Source organism: Pseudomonas sp. B21-028 (genome assembly GCF_024749045.1).
GTDB lineage: Bacteria > Pseudomonadota > Gammaproteobacteria > Pseudomonadales > Pseudomonadaceae > Aquipseudomonas.
This window is the reverse complement of the sequence record NZ_CP087184.1, coordinates 3,817,865-3,839,696: the sequence shown is the minus strand read 5'-3', so window position 1 is coordinate 3,839,696 and position 21,832 is coordinate 3,817,865. Positions and strand designations below refer to the sequence as shown.

General features: G+C 64.2%; 2 protein-coding genes (1 of these 2 only partly in view). Both read left to right on the top strand.

The window, feature by feature from the left end; translation table 11 throughout:
* Positions 1–104: 104 nt before the first annotated feature.
* Entirely contained in the window at positions 105–4,844 is a 4,740-nt protein-coding gene (locus LOY35_RS28595; RefSeq protein ID WP_408981160.1) for a non-ribosomal peptide synthetase, read from the top strand.
* On the top strand, positions 4,739–21,832 hold the 5' portion of the coding sequence (locus LOY35_RS16310) for a non-ribosomal peptide synthase/polyketide synthase (protein ID WP_408981159.1). The gene runs 7,275 nt beyond the window's last position; 17,094 of the gene's 24,369 nt are visible here — the first part of the coding sequence; the start codon lies at positions 4,739–4,741; its stop codon lies off the right edge, out of view. The genes LOY35_RS28595 and LOY35_RS16310 overlap by 106 nt, the downstream gene beginning before the upstream one ends.

Sequence of the window (21,832 nt, the reverse complement as noted above, 5' to 3'; positions counted from 1 at the left end):
GAACGTATGACATTTTTCTTTGCTGTGGGTGTTGTTGTCGCAACGGGCCTTTCGGCCGGCCGTCATCCGGAAACTGCCGGCGTACAAGTGACGGGGGGCTGTGTATGAACCAGTCCCTGGAGCTTGCGGCAACCTATCCGCTGACGGCGTCCCAGCGGGACATCTGGCTGGACCAGATGACCAAGGGCGATTCCCCCCTGTACTCCATGGGTGGCTACCTCCATATCCAGGGTGCTGTCGACCCTGAGCGCATGGAGCAGGCGGTCGAGCTGCTGGTCCGCAAGCACGACGCCTTGCGCACGGTCCTGCACTGCGACATCGGCGGCGACGGCGTGCCCATGCAGACCCTGGTCGAGTCGCTGGAGGTGCGGGTCCCGCTGATCGACTTCTCCAATCGTCCCGAGCCGTATACCGCGGCCCAGACCTGGGTGCAACAGGGGCTGGAAGTGCCATTTGCTCTCGATAAGGGGCCGCTGTTTCGCTTCTACCTGGTCAAGCTCGATGACGCTTCGTTCTATTTCGTCGTCAACCTGCACCACATCATCCAGGACGGCTGGGGCATCAACCTGATGCTCGCCTCCCTCAGCGATCTGTACAACGCCTTGGGGGAAAACCGCGAACCTGACCTGTCGGCACCGTCCTATGCCGGGTTCATCGAGGATGACGCCCGTTACCACGACTCGGACCGTTTCCAGCGCGACCAGGCCTACTGGCTCGACAAATACCGGGATGTGCCGGATCCATTGTTCACGGCCCGTTACCGTGATCGCTTCGTCGAGCCTGTGGTGCCCAGCGCCCATGCCATGACGTCCTTCCCACAGACACTGAACGAGCGGATCGACGCCCTGGCGCTGGCCCATCAGGTCTCGCGTTTCCCGGTGCTGCTGGCGACGTTGTACGTGTACTTTGTCCGCACGACCCAGCGCGACGAGCTGGTGGTGGGCCTGCCGATCCTCAATCGTTCCAATCCGACCTTCAAGCAAACCGTGGGGTTGTTCACCCAGGTCAGTGCCATGCGCTTGAGATTTGCCGATGACCTGTCGTTCGGCGAACTGATCCAAGAGGTGGCGCGGGCGCTCAAGCAGGACTATCGCTACCAGCGGTTTCCTTTAAGCGACATCCATCGCTCCCTGGAGCTGCGGCGTGACAATCGCGCGCAGCTGTTCGACGTGTCGTTCTCCTACGAGGAAGAGAACTATCTGTACCGGTTCGGTGACGCCACGGCCTATTCGGTGAAGAGTTCCAACGGCCAGGAGCAGATGCCCCTGGCGATCCATTTCCGGACCAACCCCAACGAGAAAAATGCCTGGGTGCACTGGATCTACAACCAGGCGTTCTTGCAGGCCGATGAAATCGAGGCAATGGCCGAGCGCTTCGTCCACGTGCTGGAGCAGGGGTTGGGTGACGATACGCTGCCGATCCATGATTTTGTCCTGCCGACACCGGCTGAAGCCCGTCTGCTCCAGGCCTGGAACGCGAGCGATGCGCAGCGGTATGAGCACGACCGCACGATCCACAGCCTGTTCGAAGCACGGGCCGCCGCGCAGCCTCGCGCGGTGGCGGTGGTCCATGAAGAGCAGACGCTGACCTACGGCGAGCTGAATGCCCGGGCGAACCAGGTCGCCCATCGTCTGCTGGCCCTGGGTGTGTTCCCGGATGACCGGGTGGCGATCTGCGTCGAGCGTGGCCTGGACATGATCGTTGGCCTGTTGGGCATCCTGAAATCCGGCGCCGGCTATGTGCCGCTGGACCCGGCCTATCCCCAGGACCGCCTGGCCTTCATGCTCGAGGACAGCTCGCCGGTGGCGTTGCTCACCCAGGCGGCGCTGCAAGAGCAAGTGCCTGTGCTGTCTGTCCCGGTGCTGTTGCTCGATCAGCCAGAGGCCGCGGGGTTTGCCGAGCAGCCACGGCATGATCCGAATATCGGCACCCTGGCCGCCCATCACCTGGCCTACGTGATCTATACCTCGGGTTCGACCGGCTTGCCCAAGGGAGTGATGGTCGAGCATCGCAATGTGGCGCGGTTGTTCTCGGCCACCCAGCCGTGGTTCGACTTTGGCCCGCAAGATGTCTGGGCGTTGTTCCATTCTTTTGCCTTCGATTTCTCGGTCTGGGAAATCTGGGGCGCGCTGACCCATGGCGGTCGCCTGTTGGTGGTGCCGCAGCTGGTCAGCCGTTCGCCGCAGGACTGCTACGCGCTGTTGTGCGAGGCGGGCGTTACGGTGCTGAACCAGACGCCAAGCGCATTCCGCCAGTTGATCGCGGCCCAGGGCGAAAGCGAGCTGAAGCACAGCCTGCGTCAGGTGATTTTCGGTGGCGAAGCACTGGAAACCGGCATTCTCAAGCCGTGGTACGCCCGGGAAATCAATGCCGATACGCAACTGGTGAACATGTACGGCATCACCGAAACCACGGTGCACGTGACCTATCGCGCGCTGCAAGCGGCCGATGCCCAGTTGATCGGTGTCAGCCCGATCGGCAAGCGTATTCCCGATCTGCGCCTGTACCTGTTGGACAAGTACGGCAAGCCGGTGCCCAAGGGCGTGGAGGGCGAGTTGTACGTTGGGGGCGCCGGTGTGGCGCGAGGCTACCTGAACCGGCCGGAGCTCAACGAAGCGCGGTTCCTGCCCGATCCGTTCGGCACCGATGCGAACGCGCGGATGTACCGCACCGGCGACCTCGGTCGCTGGTTGAGCAACGGTGAACTGCAATACCTGGGGCGCAACGATGAGCAGGTGAAGATCCGCGGTTTCCGTATCGAACTGGGTGAGATCGAAGCGAGGCTGACGGCCTGCGCAAAAGTGCGCGAGGCCGTGGTGATCGCCCGGGAAGACGAGCCGGGGAACAAGCGGCTGGTGGCCTATGTGCTTGCCGAAGACGGCGCCTGTGTGTCTGCGGGCGAGTTGCGCAGCGAGCTGCTGGGCTCGCTGGTGGACTACATGGTGCCGAGCGCCTTCGTGATGCTCGACGCCTTCCCGCTGACCACCAACGGCAAGCTCGACCGCAAGGCGTTGCCGGCTCCCGATTCGCAGGCGTTTGCCCGTCGCAGCTATGAAGCGCCGGTGGGCCAGGTGGAAATCACCCTGGCCGCTTTGTGGGCCGAGCTGCTGGGCGTCGAGCAGGTGGGACGTCACGACCGTTTCTTCGAACTGGGCGGCCACTCGCTGCTGGCGGTCAAGCTGATCGAACGCATGCGCCAGTTGGACCTGAGCGCCGACGTCGGCGTGCTGTTCGGCCAGCCGACGCTGGAAACCCTGGCCACTGCCACGAGCACCAGCGGCGGTGTGGTGGTGCCGGAGAATCGGATTACCTGGGACGTCGAACGCATCACCCCGGACATGCTGCCCCTGGCGACGCTGACCCAGGGTGAAATCGACCGCATTGTCGCCACCGTGCCGGGGGGCGCGGACAATGTGCAGGATATCTATGGCCTGGTGCCGTTGCAGGAAGGCATCCTCTATCACCACCTGGCGACCAGCGAAGGCGATCCGTACCTGCTGCAGGCCCTGTTGCGTTTCGGTACTCGCCAGCAGTTGGACGCGTTCGCACAAGCCTTGCAGGCGGTCATCGCCCGGCACGACATCCTGCGTACCTCGGTGGCGTGGGAAGGGCTCGGCGAACCGGTGCAGGTGGTCTGGCGCGAGGCGCGCCTGAGGGTCGAAGAGTTGGCCCTGGACCCGGCCGAAGGCGACATCGCCGACCAGTTGCAGGTCCGCTTCGATCCCCGTCATACCCGCTTCGATCTGCGCCAGGCGCCGATGATGCGTATTCACTTTGCCGAAGATGCCGCCAGCGGCAGTTGGGTGGCGGTGCTGCTGTTCCATCATCTGATCGATGACGCCACCTCCCTCGGCATGCTGGGCAAGGAAATCGATGCGCACCTGCAAGGTCGTTCGGCGGAGCTGCCGGTGTCGGTGCCTTACCGTAACTACGTGGCGCAGGTGCGGCTGGGCAGTCATCCCGAGCAACATGAAGCGTTCTTCAGCGAGATGCTCGCCGACGTGGACGAGCCGACGCTGCCGTTCGGCCTGCAGGATGTGCAGGGCGACGGCAGCGGCATCGAAGAAGCGATGCTGGCGCTGGATGTCGGGCTGGCCCGGCGTCTGCGTGCCCAGGCCCGGCGCCTGGGGGTGAGCACCGCCAGCCTGCACCACTTGGCCTGGGGCCAGGTGGTGGGGCGCTTGTCCGGTCGTCAGGACGTGGTGTTCGGCACCGTATTGATGGGCCGGTTGCACAGCGGACAGGCGGCCGGACATGCCTTGGGCATGTTCGTCAACACCCTGCCGTTGCGGGTCGAGGCGGGGAACCAGGGAGTGCTGGCCGCGTTGCAGGCGACCCATGGCCGCCTGGCGACGCTGCTGGGCCACGAACATGCGCCGTTGTCGTTGGCACAGCGGTGCAGTGGCGTTGCGGCGCCGGCGCCGCTGTTCAGTGCGCTGATGAACTATCGGCAGACCGCCGTGGCGGCACAGGCGAGCGAGGACGCGGGCCAGGCGAGAATCTGGGCCGGCGCGGAAATCCTCGGCGGCGAAGAACGGACCAACTACCCGCTGTCGCTGTCGGTGGATGACCTTGGTGATTCGTTTGGGCTGACCGTGCAAGCCGTGGCCGGGATCGGTGCGCAGCGGGTTTGCGGTTACGTGCACACCGTACTCGAAGCATTGGCCGATGCCCTCGACCAGGATGGCAACACCCCGCTGCACACGCTGGCCTTTGTCCCGCCAGCGAACGCCAGCAGTTGTTGCACGACTTCAATGCCTTCGACGCGGTGTACCCGTCGGGGCTGCTGGTCCATCAGCTGTTCGAGGCCCGTGCCGAAGCTCAGCCTGAAGCCGTTGCGCTGACGTATCAGGGGCAGAGCCTGAGCTACGGCGAGCTGAATCGGCTGTCCAACCAGATCGCCCATCGTCTGATCGAGTTGGGTATCCGTGCCGACGACCGGGTGGCGATCTGTGTGGAACGCAGCCTGGAAATGGTCGCGGGGCTGGTAGGTATCCTCAAGGCCGGGGCCGGCTATGTGCCGCTGGACCCTGCTTACCCGGCCGAGCGGCTGGTCTACATGCTGGAAGACAGCGCACCGAAGGTGCTGCTGACCCAGCGCAGCCTGCAAGAGCGCTTCCCGGCGGCGGGTGTGCCGGTCTTGCTGCTCGACGGTGAGGAGCGCGACGCCGCCGGCATCGACCGGCAACCGTCCGGCAACCCGGACGTCCAGGCGAACGGCCTGAACCCCGACAGCCTGGCGTATGTCATCTACACCTCGGGTTCTACCGGCCAGCCCAAGGGCGTCGCCATGCCGCACCGCGCCCTGGTCAACCTGATGCAGTGGCAGATCGACCTAGCCGCGCAACAGGGGCGCGCCGCTGCACGCACCTTGCAGTTTGCCGCGCTCGGCTTCGACGTGGCGTTCCAGGAAGTCTTCAGCACCTTGTGTGCCGGCGGCGAGCTGTCGCTGATCCATGCCGACATCCGTCTGAATTTCCATCGTCTGTTCGAGCATATCCGCCAACAGCGCATCGAACGCCTGTACCTGCCGTGCATCGCCCTGCAAGCCTTGGCCGAAGCGGTCGCCGGCGATGGCGAAGGCACGCCGCTGGCATGCGACTTGAAAGATGTGATCACTGCCGGCGAACAGCTGCGCATCACGCCACAGATCCGCGCATTGTTCGAGCGTCTGGATGGCTGTCGCCTGCATAACCACTATGGGCCAACCGAGTCCCACGTCACCACCGCCCTGACGCTGCCGGATGATGTCGCCGCCTGGCCGACGCTGCCGGCCATCGGCCAACCGGTGGCCAACACCCGCATCTACCTGCTGGACGCACAGCAGCAACCGGTTCCGGTCGGCGTGGCCGGCGAGATCCACATCGGCGGCATCTGTGTTGCCCGTGGTTACCTGAACCGCGATGACTTGACCGCCGAACGCTTCGTCCGCGATCCGTTCGCTGGCGATGAACAGGCGCGCCTGTACAAGACCGGTGACCTGGGCCGCTACCTGCCCGACGGCCATATCGAGTACCTGGGCCGCAATGACGATCAGATCAAGATCCGTGGCTTCCGCGTCGAGCTGGGGGAGATCGAGTCCAGGCTCTGCCAACATGGTGGAGTCAAGGAAGCGGTCGTTGTCGCCCGAGAAGACCAACCCGGCGAGAAACGCCTGGTGGCCTACATCACCGCCCAGGCGGCGGATGCGGCGCCGGAGGCCGACGAATTGCGTGCGCACTTGCAGGCGCTGCTGCCGGACTACATGGTTCCGGCGGCCTACGTGCGCCTGGACAAACTGCCCGTGTCGCCCAACGGCAAACTCGACCGTCGCGCGTTGCCGGCCCCGGAAGCGGACGCCTTCGCCAGCCGTGCGTACGAAGCGCCACTGGGCGAGGTGGAAACCACGCTGGCAGGGTTGTGGGCTGATGTGCTCGGTGTCGGGCAGGTGGGGCGCCACGATCATTTCTTCGAACTGGGCGGACATTCGCTGCTGGCGGTAAAGCTGATCGAGTTGATGCGCAAGGCTGGGCTGAGCGCCGATGTGCGGGTGCTGTTCGGCCAACCTACCTTGGCCGCCCTGGCGGCGGCGGTGGGCAGTCGTGCCGAGGTGAGCGTACCGGCCAACGGCATTGACGCGGGTTGCGAACGGATTACCCCGTCGATGCTGCCGCTGGTGACGCTTGATCAGGCAACCCTCGACCGGATCGTTGCCGGTGTGCCGGGCGGTGTCGGCAATGTCCAGGACATTTACCCGTTGGCGCCGTTGCAGGAAGGCATTCTCTACCACCACATTGCCGCCGAAGAAGGCGACCCCTATCTGCTGCAAGCCACCTTCGCCATGGACAGCCGCGCTCGACTCGACGGCTTCGTCGCCGCCTTGCAGGCTGTGATCGACCGGCACGATATCCTCAGGACCGCGCTGCTGCGCGAAGGCCTTGAGGCGCCGTTGCAGGTGGTTCTGCGCCAGTGCCGGTTGATGCTCGAAGAGCAGGTCCTCGATCCGGCCAAAGGCGATATCGCGACGCAGTTGCAAGGGTTGTTCGATCCTCGCCGTTGCCGGCTGGCGCTCGACAAGGCGCCACTGATGCGCCTGGCCTGTGCCTGGGACAGTGTGCACCAGCGCTGGGTCGCGATTCTGCTGTTCCACCACATCGCCTTGGACCATACCGCGCTGGACGTGATGCAGGAGGAAATGCTGGCGTTCCTCAATGGCGAGGCCGACCGCCTGGAAGCGGCCATGCCTTACCGCAATTACGTGGCGCAAACCCTGTTGGGCGTGCCGCGTGAGCAGCATGAGCGCTTTTTCCGTGACATGCTCGGTGATGTCGACGAGCCGACGCTGCCGTTTGGCCTGCGAGAAGTCCAGGGGGACGGCCGGGGCGTCGAAGAGGTCAAGCTGAACGTCGATCCGGATCTTTGCCGGCGTCTGCGGCGGCAGGCGCGTCAACTCGGCGTGAGCGCGGCAGCCTTGCATCACCTGGCGTGGGCACGGGTACTGGGGCGCGTGTCCGGCCGCGAGGACGTGGTCTTCGGTACCGTGCTGCTGGGCCGCATGCAGAGCGGCGAGGGGGCGGACCGTGCCCTGGGCATGTTCATCAATACCTTGCCGCTGCGAGCCGATGTAGGTGGGCAGGGCGTACGCGCCGGGGTCAAGGCGATCCACGCGCGCCTGACCGCGCTGTTGGGCCACGAACATGCCTCGCTGACACTGGCCCAGCGTTGCAGTGGCGTGCCGGCTTCGCTGCCGCTGTTCAGTGCCTTGCTGAATTATCGGCACAGCCCGCTCCAGGAAGGCGACAGTGTCGACCGCTGGGCAGGTACCCAGGTACTGGACGTCACGGAGCGGACCAACTATCCGTGCATGTTGTCGGTGGACGATCAGGGCGAAGGCTTCCTGCTGAGCGTGCAGACGGTCGGCGGGGTTGATGCCCGCCAGGTCGGCGCCTACATGCAGACGGCCCTGGCGAGCCTGGTGGATGCACTGGAGTGTGCGCCTGAATCCGCGATCAACGATCTGGAAATCCTGTCTGAGCACGAGCGCCTGCAGGTATTGCAGGACTTCAACAGCACCGCGGCCGATTACCCTCTGGAACAGACCGTTCATGGGTTGTTCGAGGCACGGGTGCAGGCCTGTCCCGAGGCGCTGGCGGCAGTGCATGACGAGCACAGCCTGACCTACGCCGAGCTGAACGCCCGAGCCAATCGCCTGGCCCGTCATCTGGTCGGCCTGGGCGTTCAACCGGGCGAGCGCGTGGCGATTTTGCTGGAGCGCTCTCTTGAACTGTTGGTCAGCCAACTGGCGGTACTCAAATGCGCCGCCGCCTTTGTACCGCTGGATATCCACGCGCCCCTGGAACGCCAGCAGTTCATGGTCGAAGACAGCGGGTCGCGGGTCCTGCTGACCCTGAGTGCCACGACCGCGGCGCGAGGCCCTGTGCGTGTCGATCTGGATTGCGTGGCGCTGGATGAAGCGCCCGCGAACCTCGACCTGATGCAGAGCGCCGAATCGGTTGCCTACATCATGTACACCTCGGGCTCTACCGGCACGCCGAAGGGTGTGCTGGTGCCGCATCGGGCGATCAACCGCTTGGTGATCAACAACGGTTATGCCGACTTCAACGAGCAGGACCGGGTGGCGTTTGCCTCCAACCCGGCGTTCGATGCCAGCACCCTGGATGTCTGGGCGCCGTTACTCAACGGCGGCTGCGTGGTGGTGGTCGATCAGGATGTGCTGTTGTCCCGGGAGCGTTTTGCCGCGCTGTTGACCGAGCAATCGGTCAGCGTGCTGTGGATGACCGCTGGTCTGTTCCACCAATATGCCGCCGGCCTGATGCCGGTGTTCAAACAGCTGCGTTATCTCATCGTTGGCGGGGACGTGCTCGATCCGGCGGTGATCGGTCGTGTCCTGAAAGAAGGCGCACCGCAGCATCTGCTCAACGGCTATGGCCCGACGGAAGCGACCACGTTCACCACCACGCACGAAATCCGTACCGTGGGCGAGGGGGGAATTCCGATTGGTCGTCCTGTTGGCAACAGTCGGGTCTACGTGCTGGACGCCCGACGGCAACCGGTGCCGGTGGGTGTGGCGGGCGAGTTGTACATCGGTGGCGATGGTGTGGCAAAAGGGTACCTGAACCGCCCCGAGCTGACCGCCGAGAAGTTCGTCGCCGACCCGTTCAGTGCCGACCCGACGGCTTTGCTCTACCGCACCGGTGACCTGGCGCGCTGGCGCGCGGACGGCACCGTGGATTACCTGGGCCGTAACGACGATCAGGTGAAGATCCGTGGTTTCCGCATCGAACTGGGCGAGATCGAAGTCAAACTTGCCCAACATGACGCGGTGAAAGAAGCGGTGGTGCTGGCTCGTGAAGACGTGCCGGGCGACAAGCGCCTGGTGGCTTACTTCACTCATTCTGAAGCGGTGGACATCGAAACCCTGCGCAGCCACCTGCAAGCGCAACTGCCGACCTATATGGTCCCCGTGGCCTACGTACAGCTTGATGAACTGCCCCTGACTCCCAACGGGAAGCTCGACCGCAAGGCCTTGCCGGTGCCGGAACACGATGCACTGATCACCCGTGGCTATGAAGCCCCGCAAGGCGAGACCGAAACCGCCCTGGCGCAGATCTGGCAGGACCTGTTGGGGCTGCAACAAGTGGGACGTCACGACCACTTCTTCGAACTCGGCGGCCACTCCCTGCTGGCCGTCAGCCTGATCGAACGGATGCGCCAGGCCGGTTTGAGCGCCGACGTGCGCGTGCTGTTCAGCCAACCGACCCTGGCCGCGCTGGCGGTGGCTGTCAGCGACGATGGCGGCAATGAGGTCCGCGTCCCGGCCAACCTGATTGTGCCGGACTGCCAGCGTATCACCCCCGACATGCTGCCTCTGGTGACGTTGACCCAGGACGCCATCGACTGCATTGTGGAAACGGTGCCGGGTGGTGCACGCAACGTGCAGGACATCTACCCGTTGGCACCGTTGCAGGAGGGCATCCTCTATCACCATCTGGCGGCCGAACAGGGTGACCCCTACGTGCTGCAAGCACAGTTCGCCTTCGACAGCCGCGAGCGCCTGGATGATTTCACCCAGGCCTTGCAGGGTGTGATCGATCGCCACGACATCCTGCGCACGGCCATGGCCTGGGAAGGGCTTTATGAGCCGGTGCAAGTGGTCTGGCGCGAGGCCTCGCTGGGCATTGAACACGTGGAGCTGCAGCCTGAGGACGGCGACATTGCCGTCCAGTTGAACACCCGGCGGCACCTGGATATCCGCCAGGCGCCGTTGATGTGCATCCGCTTTGCCCAGGATGAAACCCACCAGCGTTGGGTGGCGACCCTGTTGTTCCATCACATGGCGCTTGATCACACGGCACTGGACGTGGTGCGCCACGAAATGCAGGCACACTTGCTGGGCCAGGCTGACCAATTGGGCGACGCGGTGCCGTACCGCAACTATGTGGCCCAGGCCCGCCTGGGGGTGAGCCGTGAAGAACACGAAGCGTTCTTCCGCGAAATGCTGGGTGCCATCGATGAACCTACGTTGCCATTCGGCTTGCAGGATGTGCGTGGCGACGGCAGCGATGTCGAGGAGGCCAGTCAAGAGGTCCCCATCGATCTGAGCCATCGTCTGCGCAGCCAGGCCCGTCAATTGGGCGTGAGCGCGGCAAGTCTCCATCACCTGGCCTGGGCCCTGGTGCTGGGCCGGGTATCGGGTCGCGAAGACGTGGTGTTCGGCACGGTCCTGATGGGCCGGATGCAAGGGGGCGCGGGGGCCGACCGCGCCCTGGGGATGTTCATCAATACCTTGCCGCTGAGCATGCAGGTGGGCGCGCAGAGCGTGCGCGATGGTGTGCTGGCGACACATGCGCGGCTGACCGGGTTGCTGGGGCATGAGCACGCGTCCCTGGCCCTGGCCCAGCGTTGCAGCAGCGTGGTTGCACCGACGCCATTGTTCAGTGCTTTGCTCAACTATCGTCATTCGATGGCGGAGCCCTTTGCCCCGCAAGCATCTCCGGCCTGGCAAGGCATCGAGGCGCTGGGTGGCGATGAACGCACCAACTATCCGCTGACTCTCAGCGTCGATGACCTGGGAGATGGCTTCAGCCTGACGGCGCAGATCGAGTCCCGGATCGGGGCCCGACGTGTCTGCGACTACATGCAGACGGCCCTGATGAGCCTGGCGGATGCACTGGAACAGGCGCCGCAAACCCCACTGCACGGGCTGGCGATCCTGCCCCAGGCCGAGCGCCGTCAGGTACTCGAAACCTGGAACGCGACGGACCGGGTCTATGCCGGTGCTGCGCTGATCCACCGGCAGGTCGAAGACCAGGCCAGTGCCCGGCCCGAAGCGGTGGCGGTGGTGTATGAAGGCCAGACGCTGACCTACGGCGAACTCAACGTCCGGGCGAATCGACTCGCCCACCGATTGCTGGCTCTGGGGGTCCGCCCGGATGACCGGGTGGCGATCTGTGCCGAACGAAGCCTGGAGATGATCGTCGGGCTACTGGGCGTGTTGAAATCCGGGGCGGGTTATGTCCCGGTGGACCCGGCCTATCCGGCGGAACGTATCGCTTACATGCTGCAGGACAGCGCGCCGGTGGCGGTGCTGGCGCAATCTTCCACGCGCTTGCTCCTGGGCGAGGTCTTGGTGCCGGTGCTGAATCTGGACCCGGACCAGAACTACGCTGCCGAAGCCGTGGCCAACCCGGAAGTGTCCGGGCTCGACGCGGGGCATCTGGTTTATGTGATCTACACCTCGGGCTCCACCGGCCAGCCCAAGGGGGTGATGGTCGAACATCGTAACTTGCGCAACCTGGTGGGCTGGCATTGCGAGGCCTTCGGGGTGCGACGCGACAGCCGCACTTCGAGTGTGGCCGGTTTCGGTTTCGACGCCGCCGCCTGGGAGGTCTGGCCGGCGCTGTGCGCGGGGGCCACCTTGTTGCTGCCACCGGCCCATGCGGGCAGTGAGGATGTCGATGGGTTGCTCGACTGGTGGCAGGCCCAGGCCCTGGATGTGTGCTTCCTGCCCACCCCGGTGGCTGAGTATGCCTTTGGTCGCAACCTGGGCCACCAGCGCTTGCACACCTTGCTGATCGGCGGTGATCGCCTGCGCAAGCTGCCGGTGGACGCTGCTTTCGAGCTGATCAACAACTATGGCCCCACCGAGACCACCGTGGTCGCCACCTCGGGGCGGATCGACGCCACGCAGGCGGTGCTGCATATCGGCAAGCCGGTGGGCAATACCCGGGTCTACCTGCTCGATGCCCGATTGCAACCGGTTCCTGTCGGCGCGACGGGTGAGCTGTACATCGGCGGCGCGGGGGTGGCGCGGGGTTACCTGAACCGTGAACAACTGACTGCCGAGCGCTTCGTGAGGGATCCTTTCAGCCCGGCCGAGGACGCCAGGATGTACCGCACCGGTGACCTGGGGCGCTACCTGCCGGACGGCAACATCGAGTATCAGGGGCGCAATGATGGGCAACTGAAAATCCGCGGCCAGCGCATCGAGCTGGGAGAAATCGAGTCCCGGCTCGGCGATTGTGCCGGCGTGCGGGAGGCGGTGGTCGTTGCGCTCGAGGACGCTTCGGGGGACAAGCGTCTGGTGGCCTACTACACGGTGCGGGAGGGTGAGGCCCCGGCCCCGACGATCGATAGCCTGCGTGAGCAATTGCAGGTGCATTTGCCCCGGCACATGGTGCCGTCGGCCTACCTGCGCCTCGATGCGTTGCCATTGACGCCGAACGGCAAGCTTGACCGCCGCGCCTTGCCGGCCCCTGGCAGCGAGGACTATTCGGGCCGAGGTCATGAAGCGCCCGAGGGTGACACGGAAATCCGAATGGCCGAGATCTGGCGCGAGTTGCTGGGTGTGGACCGAATCGGCCGGCATGATGATTTCTTCGAACTGGGCGGCCATTCGTTGCTGGCGGTGAGATTGATGTCCCTGGTGCGCCAGCAAATGGACGTGGAACTGAGCCTCGCGCAACTGTTTGCCAACCCTGACCTGCGAGCGCTGTCTGCCCAGGTCGCCGAGGCGACGACGAGCACCCTGGCGCCGATCATGCCGGTGCCGCGGGACGAGCGCCTGCCGTTATCGTTTGCCCAACAGCGCTTGTGGTTCCTGGCGCAAATGGACGGAGGCAGCGCCGCCTATCACATCTGCGGCGGCTTGCGTCTCAAGGGCCAACTGGCAACTGGCGCCCTGCGCGAAGCGCTGGACCGGATCGTTGCGCGCCATGAAGCCCTGCGTACCACGTTCGATCTAGTCGATGGTGAAGCGGTGCAGTGCATCGGTGCCGAAGGGATCGGCTTTGCCTTGATGGCCCATGACCTGACGCATCACCTCGACCAGGAAGCCGAACTGGCCAGGCTGACCGACGACGAATCGCAGGCACCGTTCGACCTGCAACAGGGACCACTGATCCGTGGCCGGCTGGTGCGGCTGGCGGATGACGAGCATGTCCTGCTGGTGACGATGCACCACATCGTCTCGGATGGCTGGTCGATGGGCGTGCTGACCCATGAACTGGGGGCACTCTACCAGGCCTGCCTGCATGGCGCCGCCGACCCGTTGCCGGCGCTGCCGGTTCAGTATGCCGACTATGCCGTGTGGCAACGTCGCTGGCTGAGCGGTGAGGTCTTGAGCGAACAGAATGCCTACTGGCAGCAGACGCTGGCGGATGTGCCGCCGCTGCTGACGTTGCCCACGGACTACCCGCGTCCCGCGCAACAGGATTACCGCGGCGCGAACCTCGCGCTGGCGCTTGACTCTGAGTTGACGGCCGACCTCAAGGCGCTGAGCCAGCGCCACGGCACGACGCTGTACATGACCGTCCTGGCCGGCTGGGCCGCGGTGCTCGCACGGCTGTCGGGGCAGCAGACGGTTGTCATCGGCTCGCCGGTGGCCAACCGCGGGCGTGTCGAGGTCGAGGGGCTGATCGGCTTCTTCGTCAACACCCTGGCCCTGCCGATCGATCTATCGGGCCAACCGAGCGTCGAAACCCTGCTGCAACGGGTCAAGACGCAGACGTTGGAGGCACAGGCCCACCAGGATCTGCCGTTCGAGCAGGTTGTGGAGCGGGTCAAACCGGTGCGCAGCTTGTCCCACAGTCCCTTGTTCCAGGCCATGCTGTCCTGGCAGGCCGTCGATGGACAAGCCTTTGCCCTGGAAGGCCTGATCCTTGAAAGCACGGGTGCACCGGCCCGTGGCGCGAAGTTCGATCTGTCCCTGAGCCTTGGGGAGGCGAACGGCCAGATTGCCGGCAGCCTGGAGTACGCCACGGCGCTGTTCGATCAGACGACCATTGAGCGTTACCTCGGTTACCTGGAACGCATGTTGCGAGCGATGGTGGCGGATGCCGATGTGACGGTCGGTGAGATTGCCTTGCTCGGGGAAACCGAGCGCCTGCAACTGGAACGGTTCAACGCCACTGAGGCTGCATATCCGCTGGAACAGACCATTCACGGGCTGTTCGAGGAACAGGTGCAGCGCACGCCGGAGGCGGTGGCCGTGCTGCATGGCGAGCAGCGCCTGACTTATGCCGAATTGAACGAACGGGCCAACCAACTGGCGCATTACCTGCGCGGGCAGGGCGTGCGGCCGGATTCGCGGGTGGCGATCTGCGTCGAGCGCGGTGTCGACATGGTGGTGGGGTTGTTGGCGATTCTCAAGGCCGGCGGTGGTTATGTGCCGTTGGATCCGGCGTATCCGGCGGATCGGATTGCCTACATGCTTGAGGACAGTGCGCCGGCCGTCGTTTTGGCCCAGAAGGCAACCCTTGGGTTGTTGGCAGAAGCCTCGATGCCAGTGATCGACCTCGGTAGCGGACTGTGGCAGGACAAATCCGTCCTGAATCCGTTGGTGCCTGAGCTGACTTCTGCACATCTGGCTTATGTGATCTACACCTCGGGTTCGACTGGTTTGCCTAAAGGCGTGATGATCGAACACCGCAACACGGTGAACTTCCTGACCTGGGCGCATCGCTCCTTTGACGATCAAACCCTGTCGAAAACCCTGTTCTCGACCTCGCTGAACTTCGATCTGGCAGTGTACGAGTGCTTCGCGCCGCTGACGTCGGGCGGCAGCATTGAGGTCGTCACTAATGTGCTGGAACTGCAACAGGGCGAGCACGACATCACCCTGATCAACACCGTACCGTCGGCGCTCAAGACGTTGCTGGAGTCCGGTGGGCTGGGCGAGGGCGTGGACACGGTCAACGTGGCCGGTGAAGCTTTGAAGCGCAGCTTGGTGGAAACGCTGTTCGAACAGACTTCGGTCAAGCGTCTGTGCAATCTCTACGGTCCCTCGGAAACCACCACTTATTCGAGTTGGGTCTCGATGGCCCGCGAAGATGGGTTTGCCGCGCACATCGGCAAGCCGGTGGCGAACACTCAGTTCTATTTGCTGGATGAACATAAACAACCGGTGCCATTGGGTGTTCCAGGGGAAATCTACATCGGTGGCGCGGGTGTCGCCCGTGGTTACCTCAATCGTGATGATCTGACCGCAGAGCGTTTCCTCAAGGATCCGTTCAGCAGTACCGCGAACGCCCGGATGTACAAAACCGGCGATTTGGGTCGCTATCTGGCGGACGGCAACATCGAATACCTCGGCCGTAACGACGACCAGGTGAAGATCCGCGGTTTCCGCATCGAACTGGGCGAGATCGAAACCAAGCTCGCCCAGCATGAGGCCGTGAAAGAAGCGGTGGTGCAGGCCCGCGAGGACGTGCCGGGTGACAAGCGTCTGGTGGCTTACTTCACCGAAGCGGCAACGGTGGACATCGAAACCCTGCGCAATTATCTGCAAGCGCAACTGCCGGAATACATGGTCCCGGTGGCGTATGTGCGTCTCGACGCCATGCCCCTGACCCCCAACGGCAAGCTCGACCGCAAGGCCCTGCCGGCACCCGACCACGAAGCATTGATCAGCCGTGGCTACGAAGCCCCTCAGGGCGAAATCGAAACCACCCTGGCGCAGATCTGGCAAGACCTGCTCAAGGTCGAGCGCGTCGGTCGTCACGATCACTTCTTCGAACTCGGCGGCCACTCTCTGCTGGCCGTCAGCCTGATCGAGCGGATGCGTCAGGTCGGCCTGAGCGCCGACGTGCGCGTGCTGTTCGGTCAGCCAACCCTCGCCGCACTGGCGGCAGCAGTGGGTAACAGCAGCGAAATCGTGGTGCCAGCCAACGGCATCCCGCTCGACTGTACGCGTATCACACCCGACATGCTGACACTGACCACCCTGGACCAGGACGCCATCGACCGCATTGTGGCGACAGTGCCAGGCGGCGCCCGCAACGTGCAGGAGATCTATCCGGTTGCGCCGTTGCAAGAAGGCATCCTCTACCATCACCTCTCGGCCGAACAGGGCGATCCCTATGTCCTGCAGGCCCAATTCGCCCTACAGGACCGGGCGCGGCTGGATGACTTCATTCAGGCCTTGCAAGGCGTCATCGATCGTCATGACATCTTGCGGACCGCCATCCTCTGGGAAGGTCTCGACGAACCCCAGCAAGTGGTCTGGCGAGAGGCGCCGCTAGGACTGGAAGCACTCGTGCTCGATCCACAGGCCGGAGACATCGGCGAGCAACTGCATGAGCGCTTCGACGCTCGCCAGTTTGCCCTGGACATGACCCAGGCGCCGTTGATGCGCCTGGCATTCGCCGAAGACCCGTCCAACCAGCGTTGGGTGGCAATGTTGCTGTTCCACCACATCGCCCTCGACCATACGGCGCTGAAAGTGGTGCAGCGCGAAATGCAGGCGCACCTGCAGGGCCAGGCCGGGCAGTTGGACACTCCCGCGCCGTATCGCAACTATGTGGCCCAGGCCCGCCTGGGGGTGAGCCGTGAGGCCCACGAAGGATTTTTCCGCGAGATGCTCGGTGATGTCGATGAACCGACACTGCCGTTCGGCCTGCAACAGGTCCAGGGTGATGGCCGCCATATAGAGGAAGCCAGGTCGCTGCTCGACAACGATCTGAGCCGCCGCCTGCGGGCTTTGGCACGACAAGCGGGTGTGGGCGCCGCCTGCCTTCATCACCTGGCGTGGGCGCAGGTGCTGGCGCGGGTTTCAGGCAAGCCTGAGGTGGTGTTTGGCACGGTGCTGATGGGTCGGATGCAGGGCGGTCAGGGAGCCGACCGCGCGTTGGGCATGTTCATCAATACTCTGCCACTGCGCGTGAGCGTGGGTGAGCAGGCCGTCAAGGCCGGCGTCAAGGCGGTCCACGAGCAACTGACCGCACTGCTGGGTCATGAGCACGCCTCGTTGGCACTGGCGCAACGCTGCAGTGGGGTGAACGCACCGACGCCTTTGTTCAGCGCGCTGTTGAACTACCGCAACTCCAGCGAACAGACGGACACCGATGAAGCCCTGGAAGCCTGGCAAGGCATCGAGACCCTGGGCGGCGAAGCTCGCACCAACTACCCGCTGACGCTGTCGGTGGATGATCTGGGTGAAGGTTTTGCCCTGACGGTCCTGACCCTTGGCGGTGTCGGCGCGCAGCGGGTCTGTGGCTTCATGGAAAGCGCATTGCGTAGCCTGGCCGCAGCCTTGGAATCCAACCCGACCGCACCCTTGCAGAGCCTGGATATCCTGCCTTCATCCGAACGTGGGAAAGTGTTGGAAATCTTTAATGCGACCACTCGCGGCTACCCGCGGAACAGGACCGTACACGGCCTGTTCGAGGCGCAGGTGCAAGCTCGGCCGCAGGCCACCGCTGTGGTTCACGGTGAGCACCGCCTGACGTATCGCGAGCTTAATTCCCGGGCCAACGCCCTGGCCCGCCACTTGCTCGATCTCGGCGTGCAGTCGGGTGACCCGGTGGCCCTGGGGCTTGAACGCTCCATCGAGATGCTGGTGAGCCAACTGGCGGTGCTCAAATGCGGCGCCGTCTATGTACCGCTGGATGTCAGTGCTCCCGTCGAGCGTCAGCGCTTCATGGTGCAGGACAGCGGGGCGCGGCTCGTGCTGGCATTGAGCACGATGGCCGTGCCTGAAGGCGCGCACCGGGTGGACCTGGATACCGTCGAACTGGTTGAGACGGCCGATGACCTCGATTTGGTCCAGAGCGCCGAATCGGTCGCTTACATCATGTACACCTCCGGTTCCACCGGGATGCCGAAGGGCGTGTTGGTGCCGCACCGGGCAATCAGCCGTCTGGTGATCAACAACGGTTACGCCGATTTCAACGAGCAGGACCGGGTGGCGTTTGCCTCCAACCCGGCCTTCGACGCCAGTACCCTCGACGTCTGGGCGCCACTGCTCAACGGCGGGTGCGTGGTGGTGGTCGAGCAGGACGTGTTGTTCTCCCAGGAGCGGTTCGCGGCGCTGTTGCGCGAGCAATCGGTCAGCGTGCTGTGGATGACCGCCGGGCTGTTCCACCAGTACGCCGCTGGTTTGCTGTCGGTGTTCAAGCAACTGCGTTACCTGATCGTGGGCGGCGACGTGCTGGATCCGGCGGTGATCGCTCGGGTATTGAAGGATGGCGCGCCGCAGCATCTGCTCAACGGTTATGGTCCGACCGAGGCCACGACGTTCACGACCACGTATGAAATTCAAACCGTGGGCGAGGGCGGTATCCCGATTGGTCATCCGATCGGCAACACCCGTGTCTATGTACTGGATGCGAATCAGCAACCCGTGCCGGTCGGTGTGGCAGGTGAGTTGTACATCGGTGGCGACGGCGTGGCGAAGGGATACCTGAACCGCCCGGAACTGACCGCCGAGAAGTTCGTCGCCGACCCGTTCAGCGCCGACCCAGCCGCTTTGCTCTATCGCACCGGCGACCTGGCGCGCTGGCGTGCCGACGGTGCCTTGGACTACCTGGGCCGCAACGACGACCAGGTGAAGATCCGTGGTTTCCGTATCGAACTGGGTGAGATCGAAGCGCGGCTTGCCCGGCATGATGCCGTCAAGGACGCGGTGATCCTGGCCTGTGAAGAGGCGCCAGGCGAGAAGCGGCTAGTGGCCTACTTCACCCAGCACGACCCGGATGCCGAGGTGGCCATCGAAACCTTGCGCGAGCACCTGCATACGCAGTTGCCGGACTACATGGTGCCGGTGGCCTATGTGCGGCTCGAGGTCCTTCCGCTGACTGCCAACGGCAAGCTGGACCGCCGCGCACTGCCGGCTCCGGACGCCAAGGCTTGCGTCAACCGCGAGTACGAGGCCCCGCGAGGCGACATCGAAACCACCCTGGCCCGGCTCTGGGCCGAGGTGCTCAAGGTCGAGCAGGTCGGTCGTCACGATCACTTCTTCGAGCTGGGCGGGCACTCGCTACTGGCGGTGACCCTGATCGAACGTATGCGCCAGATCGGCCTGAGTGCCGACGTGCGGGTGCTGTTCAGCCAGCCGACCCTGGCGGCGCTGGCGGCGGCCATCGGCAGTGGCAGGGAAATCGAGGTGCCGGCGAACCTCATCGAGCCTGGCTGTGGGCATATCACCCCGGCCATGCTGCCGCTGGTGACCCTTGACCAGGAAACGATCGACCGGATCGTCGCCACCGTTCCGGGTGGGGCAGCCAACGTGCAGGACATCTACCCGCTGGCACCCTTGCAGGAAGGCATCCTCTATCACCACCTGGCCGCCGAGCAGGGCGATCCCTACGTGCTGAAAGCGCTCTTCAACCTGCAGGGTCGGGATCGGCTGACGGCATTCGTCGATGCGCTGCAACATGTCATCGATCGCCATGACATCCTGCGCTCCAGTGTGGTGTGGCAAGGCTTCGATTCGCCGGTGCAGGTGGTCTGGCGCGAGGCGGCGCTGCATCTGGAGGCCGTCGACCTGGACAGCTCCGCTGGCGATATCGCTACTCAGTTGCAGGCTCGCTTTGACCCACGGCATTACCGGCTCGATATCACCCAGGCCCCGATGATGCGCCTGGTGTATGCAGAGGACCCGCTCAACCAGCGTTGGGTCGCACTGTTGTTGTTTCACCATATGGCCCTGGATCACACGGCCATGGAGGTGGTGCGCCACGAGATGCAGGCGCGCCTGCTGGGCGAGCCAGGTCCAACGGCGGCGGCCGTGCCGTACCGCAACTATGTGGCCCAGGCGCGGCTGGGGGTGAGTCAGCAGGAGCACGAAGCCTTCTTCCGCGAGATGCTCAGCGATGTTCAGGAGCCGACATTGCCGTTCGGTTTCCAGGATGTGCAGGGCGACGGACGGGATATCGAGGAGGCCAGGCTGCCTGTCGACCTGTCTTTGAGTCTGCGTCTGCGGGCCCAGGCGCGCCATCTCGGCGTGGGTGCGGCCAGCCTGGTTCATCTGGCCTGGGGGCAGGTGCTGAGTCAGGTCTGCGGCAAACCGGATGTGGTGTTTGGCACTGTGCTGATGGGCCGGATGCAGGGCGGCGATGGCGCCGATCGGGCGTTGGGTATGTTCATCAACACCTTGCCGTTGCGGGTGGACGTGGGCGACCAGGGCGTTCGTGACGGCGTGAAAGCCACTCACGCCCGGCTGACCGGTCTGCTGGGGCACGAGCACGCCTCCCTGACCCAGGCCCAGCGTTGCAGCGGCGTAGCCGCGCCGATGCCGTTGTTCGGTGCGTTGCTCAATTATCGGCATAGCGCGGTTGACGAGTATTCGAGCGAGACCCAGGCCGGCTGGGAAGGCATCGAAACCCTCGACATGGAGGAACGCACCAACTATCCGCTGAGCCTCTCGGTGGATGACCTGGGCGAAGGTTTCGGCCTGACGGCGCTGGCCGTACCGCAGATCGGCGCACAGCGGATCTGTGTCTATATGAACATCGCGCTGGAGCATTTGGTGGAGGCCCTGGAGCAGACGCCGCAGAGGCGATTGGACAGTCTGTCGATCCTGCCATCGGCCGAGCGCCAACAGGTGGTGGCAGACTTCAACGCGACCACGCGCAGCTATCCACGGGACAGGACCGTCCATGACCTGTTCGAAGCACAAGTGCAGACGCGTCCGGATGCCGTTGCCGTTGTCCACAATGGACAACGCCTGACTTACCGCGACCTCAACGCCAGGGCCAACCGCCTGGCCCGTCACCTGATCGGTCTGGGCACCCAACTGGGCGATAGCGTGGCCATCGGGCTGGCGCGTTCGATCGATCTGCTGGTCAGTCAGCTGGCGGTTCTCAAGTGTGCTGCCGTCTATGTGCCGCTGGATGTCAACGCACCGGTCGAACGCCAGCAGTTCATGGTCCAGGACAGTGGCGCACAGGTGGTGTTGACCCTGAGCACAAGGATCGTGCCTGAAGGTCCGCTACGGGTGGACCTGGATACCGTCGAGCTGGACGAGTCCGCCGATAACCTCGATCTGACCCTGAGCGCCGAATCGGTCGCGTACATCATGTACACCTCCGGTTCCACCGGCACCCCGAAAGGCGTTCTGGTGCCGCACCGGGCGATCAATCGCCTGGTGATCAACAACGGTTATGCCGACTTCAATGAGCAAGACCGGTTGGTCTTTGCCTCCAACCCGGCATTCGATGCCAGCACCATGGACGTGTGGGGCGCGCTGCTCAATGGTGGGCAAGTGGTGGTAGTCGACCACGAAACCATGCTTGAGCCAGCACGTTTTGCCCAAGTGCTGAGGGAGTCGGGGGCCACCGTGTTGTTCGTGACCACGGCAATCTTCAATCAGTACGTGCAGCTGATTCCTGAGGCCATTGGTGGTTTGCGCATTCTGCTGTGCGGTGGCGAACGGGCCGACGTGACGTCGTTCCGGCGTCTGTTGGGCCTGGCGCCGACATTGCGTCTGGTGCATTGCTATGGCCCGACTGAAACCACCACCTTTGCCACCGCGCTGGAAGTGAAGACGGTGGCAGAGGACGCGCAAAGCGTGTCGATTGGCGGACCGATCTCCAATACCCGTGTCTATGTGCTG

Excerpts from the sequence above, each read along its gene's own strand:
- LOY35_RS28595 (WP_408981160.1), top strand. The coding sequence starts at position 105 with ATGAACCAGTCCCTGGAGCTTGCGGCAACCTATCCGCTGACGGCGTCC.